At 58.0% G+C, this 8533-nt stretch carries 7 protein-coding genes; 3 read left to right on the forward strand and 4 right to left on the reverse strand.

Features of this window, described 5'->3' with window-relative positions; all coding sequences use genetic code 11:
• Nucleotides 1–74: 74 nt before the first annotated feature.
• Complete coding sequence (locus AAEZ03_RS25170) at nt 75–1037, reverse strand: zinc-binding dehydrogenase (protein WP_282363854.1); 963 nt, start codon at nt 1035–1037, stop codon at nt 75–77.
• 138 nt (nt 1038–1175) lie between these two features.
• On the opposite strand from AAEZ03_RS25170, the gene AAEZ03_RS25175 reads away from it, so the two are divergent.
• Nucleotides 1176–3257, forward strand: a complete 2082-nt coding sequence (locus AAEZ03_RS25175; protein ID WP_350582351.1) for a carboxy terminal-processing peptidase — start codon at nt 1176–1178, stop codon at nt 3255–3257.
• Nucleotides 3258–3373: 116 nt separating this feature from the next.
• On the opposite strand, the gene AAEZ03_RS25180 is transcribed toward AAEZ03_RS25175, so the two are convergent.
• The 3 genes from AAEZ03_RS25180 to bamJ all read right to left on the reverse strand — a co-directional run bounded on the left by AAEZ03_RS25180 (nt 3374) and on the right by bamJ (nt 5222).
• The gene (locus AAEZ03_RS25180) at nt 3374–3742 is read right to left on the reverse strand and encodes a hypothetical protein (RefSeq protein ID WP_048368615.1); all 369 of its coding nucleotides are present in this window, start codon (nt 3740–3742) and stop codon (nt 3374–3376) included.
• Nucleotides 3739–4089: a helix-turn-helix domain-containing protein gene (locus AAEZ03_RS25185; protein ID WP_350582355.1), complete on the reverse strand. Its 351-nt coding sequence runs from the start codon at nt 4087–4089 to the stop codon at nt 3739–3741. The genes AAEZ03_RS25180 and AAEZ03_RS25185 overlap by 4 nt, the downstream gene beginning before the upstream one ends.
• A gap of 413 nt (nt 4090–4502) precedes the next feature.
• Nucleotides 4503–5222 (reverse strand): BamJ family beta-barrel-assembly machinery protein, encoded by a 720-nt coding sequence (gene bamJ / locus AAEZ03_RS25190; RefSeq protein WP_048368617.1) that lies wholly within the window; start codon nt 5220–5222, stop codon nt 4503–4505.
• 267 nt (nt 5223–5489) lie between these two features.
• On the opposite strand from bamJ, the gene AAEZ03_RS25195 reads away from it, so the two are divergent.
• Together AAEZ03_RS25195 and AAEZ03_RS25200 are read left to right on the forward strand one after the other, a co-directional pair.
• On the forward strand, nt 5490–7304 hold the full coding sequence (locus AAEZ03_RS25195) for a di-heme-cytochrome C peroxidase (RefSeq protein ID WP_350582358.1): 1815 nt from the start codon (nt 5490–5492) through the stop codon (nt 7302–7304).
• A 19-nt stretch (nt 7305–7323) separates the two neighbouring features.
• Nucleotides 7324–8460: a catalase family protein gene (locus AAEZ03_RS25200; RefSeq protein ID WP_350582361.1), complete on the forward strand. Its 1137-nt coding sequence runs from the start codon at nt 7324–7326 to the stop codon at nt 8458–8460.
• The last annotated feature ends 73 nt before the right edge of the window (nt 8461–8533 follow it).

Here is an 8533-nt window from a genome sequence, read left to right on the forward strand (position 1 = left end):
AGCTTGCCTCGCGATCTTTTGATCTTTTTAAAAGATCGCGAGGCAAGCTCGCTCCTACAGATTGTGTGTATGACTTAAACCAGGTCCGCGTCGATCACCAGCACCAACTTGCCCGACACCTGATTGCTGGCCAATTCGGCAAACGCCGCCTGGGCCTCTTCAATCGGGAAGGTTTTGGCCAACTGCGGGCTCAAACGGCCTTCGGCAAACAACGGCCACACTTGTTGATTGAGATCACTCAGCAAATCCGCCTTGAATTGGTCGCCGCGGCTGCGCAATGTCGAACCCAGCAACTGGATGCGCTTGCCCAACACCAAGGCCAGATCCAGCTCGGCCTTGCGCCCACCCATCAAGCCAATCAACACCCAGCGCCCGTCCAGTGCCAACAACTTGAGGTTGGACTCCACATAGTTGGCACCCACCGGGTCGAGTACCACGTCAAACGGCCCCAGCGCCTTGAGGCTGTCCAGCCCTTCGGTGCGCACTGCGCCGCCCTGGGCACCCAGGGCCTCACAATAGGCCAGACGCTCTGCCGAACCGACCGTCACCCAGCACGGGCTGCCAAAGGCTTTGCACAGCTGAATAGCGGCTGAACCAACTCCACTTGCTCCGGCATGCAGCAACACTTTTTCGCCCGGCTTCAGGGCCGCCAATTGGAACAGATTAAGCCATGCAGTGCTGTACACCTCGGGCAAGGCAGCCGCCTCAATCAGCGACAACCCTTCGGGCACCGGCAAGGCATGGCGCCCATCAACCACAACCTCTTGCGCCATGCCACCGCCCGCCAACAGCGCGCACACGCGGTCTCCGACTTGCCAGGAAGACCCTGGCCCGACCTCGCTGACCACGCCCGAGCACTCCAGCCCCAGCATCTGGCTGGCGCCAGGCGGTGGCGGATACAACCCCTGGCTTTGCAAAAGATCGGCGCGATTAAGGCCCGCTGCCGCCACACGAATTCGGATTTGTCCTACATCACAACGTGGGCTTGGTTCTTCAACCCACTTCACTTGTCCCTCAACGCCTTGCAATGCTTTCACAGTGCCTCCATAGTGAGTCTGGACTGAGCCCGGTGCTGCTGCATCGGGCTTCTTGCATTATGCGGCCGGTTCTTACGGAACCGGCGACTTCAAAGACGGCCTAATATGCGTTATCAATTGCCCCCGCGTCGACTCAGCATGAAGCATTTATTCCCTAGCACCGCTCTCGCACTCTTCATTGGCTTAGGCGTTTTGCCGTTTTCGGCCACTACGTTCGCCGCTAACAGTTGGGATAACCTTCAGCCCGATCGTGATGAGGTAATTGCCAGCCTTAACGTTGTTGAGCTGCTCAAACGCCATCATTACAGCAAGCCGCCACTGGATGACGCACGTTCCGCGATCATCTATGACAGCTACCTGAAGCTGCTCGATCCTTCGCGCAGTTACTTTCTGGCCAGTGATATCGCCGAATTCGACAAATGGAAATTCCAGTTTGACGATTTCCTAAAGAGCGGCGATCTCAATCCCGGCTTCACCATCTACAAGCGCTACCTGGATCGCGTCAAGTCGCGCCTGGATTTCGCCCTGAGCGAACTGAACAAAGGCGTGGACTCGTTCGACTTCACCACCAAAGAGACCCTGCAGATCGACCGCAAGGACGCTCCGTGGCTCAAGACCGAAGCCGAACTCAACGATCTGTGGCGCAAACGTCTCAAGGACGAAGTCCTGCGTCTGAAAATCGCTGGCAAAGAGCCGTCGAAAATTCAGGAACTGCTGACCAAGCGCTACAAGAACCAGTTGAGCCGTCTTGATCAGACTCGCAGCGAAGACATCTTCCAGGCGTACATCAACACCTTCGCCATGTCTTACGACCCGCACACCAACTATCTGTCGCCAGATAACGCGGAAAACTTCGACATCAACATGAGCCTGTCGCTGGAAGGCATCGGCGCCGTGTTGCAGAGCGATAACGACCAGGTGAAGATCGTGCGCCTGGTGCCGGCGGGCCCCGCTGACAAGACCAAGCAAGTTGCTCCGGCTGACAAGATCATCGGCGTTGCCCAGGGCGACAAAGAGATGGTCGACGTGATCGGCTGGCGCCTGGACGAAGTGGTCAAGTTGATCCGTGGCCCTAAAGGCTCTGTGGTGCGCCTGGAAGTGATTCCGGCGAGCAATGCGCCTAACGACCAGACCAGCAAGATTGTCTCCATCACCCGTGAAGCGGTGAAGCTTGAAGAGCAGGCGGCGAAAAAGTCGATCCTCAACCTCAAGCAGGATGGCAAAGACTACAAACTGGGCGTGATTGAGATCCCGGCGTTCTACCTGGACTTCAAGGCCTACCGTGCCGGTGACCCGAACTACAAGAGCACGACCCGCGACGTTAAAAAGCTGCTGACCGAGTTGCAGAATGAAAAAGTCGATGGCGTGATTATCGACCTGCGCAACAACGGTGGCGGTTCGTTGCAGGAAGCGACCGAGCTGACCAGCCTGTTTATCGACAAGGGCCCGACGGTTCTGGTGCGCAACGCTGACGGTAAAGTCGACGTGCTTGAAGACGAAAACCCGGGGGCGTTCTACAAAGGCCCGATGGCGCTGCTGGTCAATCGCTTGTCGGCATCGGCGTCGGAGATTTTTGCCGGGGCCATGCAGGATTACCACCGCGCGCTGATTATCGGCGGCCAAACGTTCGGCAAGGGCACGGTGCAAACCATTCAGCCGCTGAACCACGGCGAACTGAAACTGACACTGGCCAAGTTCTACCGGGTTTCCGGGCAGAGCACCCAGCATCAGGGCGTACTGCCTGACGTCGCCTTCCCGTCGATTATCGACACCAAGGAAATCGGTGAAAGTGCACTGCCTGAGGCCATGCCGTGGGACACCATCCGCCCTGCGATCAAGCCTGCAGCTGACCCGTTCAAGCCGTTCATTGCGCAACTGAAAGCGGATCACGATGCGCGTGTGGCTAAAGATGCCGAGTTCATCTTTATCCGCGACAAGCTGGCCCTGGCCGACAAACTGATGGCCGAGAAAACCGTGAGCCTGAACGAGGCCGACCGTCGCGCACAACACGCCGATATCGATGCCCAGCAGTTGGTGATGGAAAACGCCCGCCGCAAGGCCAAAGGCGAAGCACCGCTCAAGGAAATGAAGAAAGAAGACGAAGACGCCTTGCCGGTGGAGCCTGAAAAGACCAAGCCAGAAGACGACGCTTATCTGAGTGAAACCGGGCGCGTCCTGCTGGACTACCTCAAGCTCAACCCACAGGCAGCGAAGAAGTAACCTTCACGTGTCTCGCGATCTTTTGCACGTTTAAAAGATTGCGAGGCAAGCTCGCTCCTACGGGGTTTTGGTGTAAAAAAGGGCGGGCCGCATCATGCGGCCCGCCCTTTTTGTCTTTACGCTTCTTCGTGTTCGTAACTGTGTTCAAACACCCGAACCACTTCCGAGGCGTGCCAGGAGGCTGCCGCGACGCCATCCGGCGGCCCGGCAAAACGCCCAAGGCGCCCCACGCATTCAAAAAAACCGGTGCGGGGCAGACGGCTCGCCCCTTGGCTAATCACCAGCGAACTGCGTAGCGGCTGCTCGGCCTTCACATCCATCGCCGCCAGATGCTCCAGCGCGGAGGTGAGGGTCAACATGGCCGGGCTGGGCAACTGCAAACGCTCCAGCAATGCCCGGTATGTCACTAAATGGCGCTGTCGACGCGCCTGATCAAGCTCAGCCAGTAACCCATCCCAGTGTTGACGACTGATGCGCACGTTCATGAGGCTTCCCTCCAGCCCGCAACGCCCAGCTCCCAAGCCAGGCTGCGGCGAATGGCAAGATCCGGCAGACGTTCACCGGTTTCGATCATTCCCAGGTACGACGGGCTAATGCCTACCGTGCGTGCCAGCACCTCCAGGGCCAAACCCTTGCCCTCGCGCAGACCACGCAGTTGATCGAGCCCTGGCAGCGCCTGTACAGGCTCAGGCGGCTGTCGTTCAGTATCAGGGATGAGTGCTGACGCTACCGGAGCATCGATACCCGCAGCCTTGAGTAGCGCCAGGTAGCTCTGCCACGAAAGAACCGCATATTCGGGTTCTCCATTGCGCTTGATGATTTGAAGATCCATTGCTAACCCCGTCAGATTTTTAGACAGATCAAGTCGGAATTTTCCTTAGAAGCTTAATCCTAACAGCCGCTGAGGTCTCTGGGGTTTTTGATCTTCTTGCTCGTGTTCACCTTCGCCGCAGGAATAAACCCGATAAACGCGAAATGTTATCCACACAAATTGTGGATAACCTTGTGAACAGAGCAGATTTTTCGCTCTGAAAGCCACGTTCTATAAGGGCTGCGCTTAGATCGGGCATTTTTTACACACATAAAAAAACCCATAAATTCATTGACTTGCTGGTCAGCAACTACTAGCCACCAGAACAGATGCGACAAATAACCGCTGGTCGGGGGGGGGGATAAACAGCCGGGCCAGGCCCAGATACGACAACGCCCCGTCAGGACGGGGCGTTGTTTGAAAACAGAGGCTGCTTACTTGGCAGCATCGGCCTCTGGTTTGGCAGGGTCTTTGATGCCCAGCAGTTCCAGGTCGAATACCAGCACCGAGTTGGCCGGAATCGCCGGGCTCGGGCTTTGTGCGCCGTAAGCCAGTTCGCTAGGGATGTACAGCTTGTACTTCTCACCCACATGCATCAGTTGCAGGCCTTCAACCCAACCCGGGATCACGCCGCTGACTGGCAGGTCAATCGGGCTACCGCGCTCGATCGAGCTGTCGAAAACCTTGCCGTCAATCAGCTTGCCTTCGTAGTGAACGGTCACGACGTCAGTTGGCTTGGGCTGTGGGCCATCGGCCTTTTTGATGACTTCGTACTGCAGGCCAGAAGCGGTGGTGACAACACCCGCTTTCTTGCCGTTTTCTTCGAGGAATTTTTTACCGGCGGCAGAGGCTTCGTCGCTCATCTTGGCCAGACGCTCTTCAGCGCGTTTTTGCAGGGCGGCGAACGCTTCGATCAGTTCGTCATCCTTAAGCTTTTGCTCTTTCTTGCCGACGGCATCTTCGATGCCCAAGGCTACGGCTTTGGAATCCAGATCATCCATGCCTTCTTGAGCCAGGCTTTTACCCATGTTCAGGCCAATGCCATAAGAGGCTTTTTGTGCCGGGGTTTTCAGCTCTACGCTGGTCTGCGAGTCGCAACCCGCCAGTACCAGGCTTACCAGAGCCACAGCTGCCGCCAACCGATGCTGTTTCATGCTATTTCCTTGTTCATGCGCCAAATGGGCAATCGAATAAAGCCGCGAGCTTATCAGGCGGCCGCAACCAATGGCTACCGGCATGAGAGAGGCAATTCGCGGATAAGTTCACGTCTAAATCACAATTCATAATTACCGCAACTTTTGCTAACACTTCAAGCACGCTGTCAAACCTGTCCCTCCCCTCCCCGATCAAACCGATAGCCACTTGATGCTAGCCGCTCGCTCAGGCATAAGACTGAAAAAATTCCTACAAGGAGCGTTATTTTGCGATTGTTTTACCGTGTGCTGTCAGGGCTTGGCGTGGCCTTGTTGCTAGGGCTGTGTGTGGTTGTCTACTTCATCGCCAACCCAAAACTGCCTGCTTACACCGCGCCGCAGCACGTGCACTACCAAGACCAATGGAGCGAGGCGGATCGGCAACTTTATTACTACACGCCCCAAGGCACCCAAGTGAAAGGCCTGCATTACGATTGGTTCAGTGCCCTTGAGCTGCCCTTCTCGACACAACGCTTCGCTGCGCCTGAGTATTTGGCGCGGTTTGGCTTTTTGGTCGACCCGCAACAGCAAGCCAACGCCGCCAACCCGGCCAACTTGCCTGTTGGCTTCACCCGCCATCAGAACCCCGGCAGCCCCGTTGAGTACCTGGACATCACCTGTGCGGCCTGCCACACCGGCGAGCTGCGTTACAAAGGCCAGGCGCTGCGCATTGACGGTGGCCCGGCGCAACACGTGCTGCCTTCCAGCGTACCGACCCTGCGCGGCGGCAGCTTTGGCCAGGCGCTGGTCGCCAGCCTGGCAGCCACTTATTACAACCCCTGGAAGTTTGAGCGCTTTGCCCGCACGGTGCTGGGCGACAACTATGACGCCGGGCACAAGCAACTGCGCAAGGACTTCAAGGCCTCGCTGGACACCTTTCTGGCCGTTGCCTGGAACGACACCCATCGCGGTCTTTACCCGACGCTCGAAGGCCCGGGGCGCACCGATGCCTTTGGCCGGATAGCCAATGCCAGCTTCGGCGACGCGATCTCGCCCGACAACTATCGAGTGGCCAATGCACCGGTAGACTACCCGCACCTGTGGGACATGTGGACGTTCGACTGGGTGCAATGGAATGGATCGGCCCAACAGCCCATGGCACGCAATATCGGTGAAGCCTTGGGCGTCGGCGCAACCCTGAACTTCTTCGACAGCCACGGTCAGCCGTTGCAAGGCGACCAGCGCTACCCGTCCAGCGTGCGGGTCAACGACTTGCACCTGATTGAAGAAACCCTGCAACGACTCAAGCCACCCGTTTGGCCCGAAGACCTGTTCGGCAAAATCGACCGCCCGCTGGCCGCCAAAGGCCGCCGTCTTTTTACCGAGAATTGCGCGGGTTGCCACGTGCCGGCTGTGGTTGAAGAAAACGGCCGTCTGGTCAAGCAACTTAAAATGCTGCCGGTCGAGGTGATCGGTACCGATCCTAATACCGCCACCAACATCGCAGACAATCGCTATGACCTCAGCGCCCTGCAGTGGGACCCGGCCGAGCTGGCCAGCATGAACGTCAACCTCCTCCCCAAGAGCGAGCAGCCGCTGGACATGCATCAGTTGTCCGTCGCCAAGGGCCTGGCGTATGTCACCGCCTTTGTTGAAAAGCGCGCCTACCAGAACGCCGCTGTCAGCCCGCAAGAGCAAGCACGCCTCAACGGCTTTGGCCTGCCGATTGGCGTACTGGAGTTGCGCGCCTACAAGGCTCGCCCGCTGGATGGCATCTGGGCCACTGCGCCCTACCTGCACAACGGTTCTGTGCCGACGGTGTATCAATTGCTTTCGCCGCAGTCAGAACGTGCGCAAACCTTCTACCGCGGCAATTTTGAGTACGACCCGCGCCATTTGGGCTACCGCACAGACGCCTTTGATGGCGGCTTTGTGCTGGATACCCGCATCAGTGGCAACCACAACAGCGGTCACGAATTCCGGGCCGGGCCACAGGGCAATGGCGTGATTGGTCGCCTGCTGCAACCTGAAGAGCGCTGGGCCTTGATCGAGTACCTGAAAGTGCTCGGCGGCCCGCTCGAACAACAGTTGCCCAACGAATAACGATTAAAAGGATGTTTGCATGCTGACCACTTTATGGCTTCGACTCGGCACCTGGCTGGGCAAGCTATTGCTCGCCCTGATCGTGCTGGGGCTGTTGGGCTGGGCGCTGACAACAGGCTGGTATGCCTGGAAGTACCGCGGTCCCGTATCAGCCCAGGAGCAGATCCCGGCCGGTGAAGCCGCGATGACTCAAGACACGATCCAGACGGCGATTAAAATCGTCGACCAGCATCGCGAGAATACGCGCTACCTGCGCGATGCCCACGCCAAGGCGCACGGCTGCGTCAAAGCCGAGGTCAAGGTGCTCGATGATCTCGACCCGGCCTTGCGCCAAGGCGTGTTTGCGGCGCCGGGCAAAACCTGGCAAGCCGTGATGCGCCTGTCCAACGGTAATGCCTACCCGCAATTTGACAGCATCCGCGACGCGCGCGGCATGGCGATCAAGTTGCAGGACGTGCCGGGCACGCAGCTGTTGCCCAGCCAGCAAGGGCGTGGTGAACAGGATTTTGTGATGTTCAACCACCCCAACTTCTTTGTCAGCGATGTGGCGGAGTATCGTCAGAACATCGCGGCCCAGGCCGACGGCAAAAAAGTGCTGGCGTTTTTTCCGTCCTGGGACCCGCGCAGCTGGCAAGTGCGGCACTTGTTTATTGCCTTGGCCACCTTGGCCCCCGCACCCGCCAGCCCGACACAAACCACCTACTACTCGGTGTCGCCTTACAAGTTCGGGACGGCCAATGCCAAATTCAGAGTGGCGCCGGACGCAGACAACTGCCCGGCGTACAGCCTGCCCAAACAGAATCAGGACCTGCCGAACTTCTTGCGCAGCGCGTTGACTCAGCAACTCAGCACAGATCGCACGCCGGCCTGTTTTGTGTTGCAGATTCAGCGTCAGGATGCCAACCGCTACATGCCGATTGAAGACACCAGTGTTGAATGGAAGGAGTCTGATGCGCCATTCGAAACCGTGGCGCGCATCACCGTAGAGCCGCAAGACTTCGACACCCCGAGCCAGAATCTGGCATGTGACAACCTGTCATTCAGCCCATGGCACGGCATTGAACAACACCGGCCGATTGGCGGTATCAATCGCCTGCGCAAAGCCGTGTATGACTCGGTCAGCGAGTATCGCCACAGCCGTAACGCCGAGCAATAACGCGTCCCGCCACACACTGTAGGAGCGAGCTTGCTCGCGATCTTTTAAAGATCAAAAGATCGCGAGCAAGCTC

Origin of the sequence: Pseudomonas sp. HY2-MNA-CIBAN-0224, from assembly GCF_040310285.1 — a bacterium.
GTDB lineage: Bacteria > Pseudomonadota > Gammaproteobacteria > Pseudomonadales > Pseudomonadaceae > Aquipseudomonas > Aquipseudomonas helleri.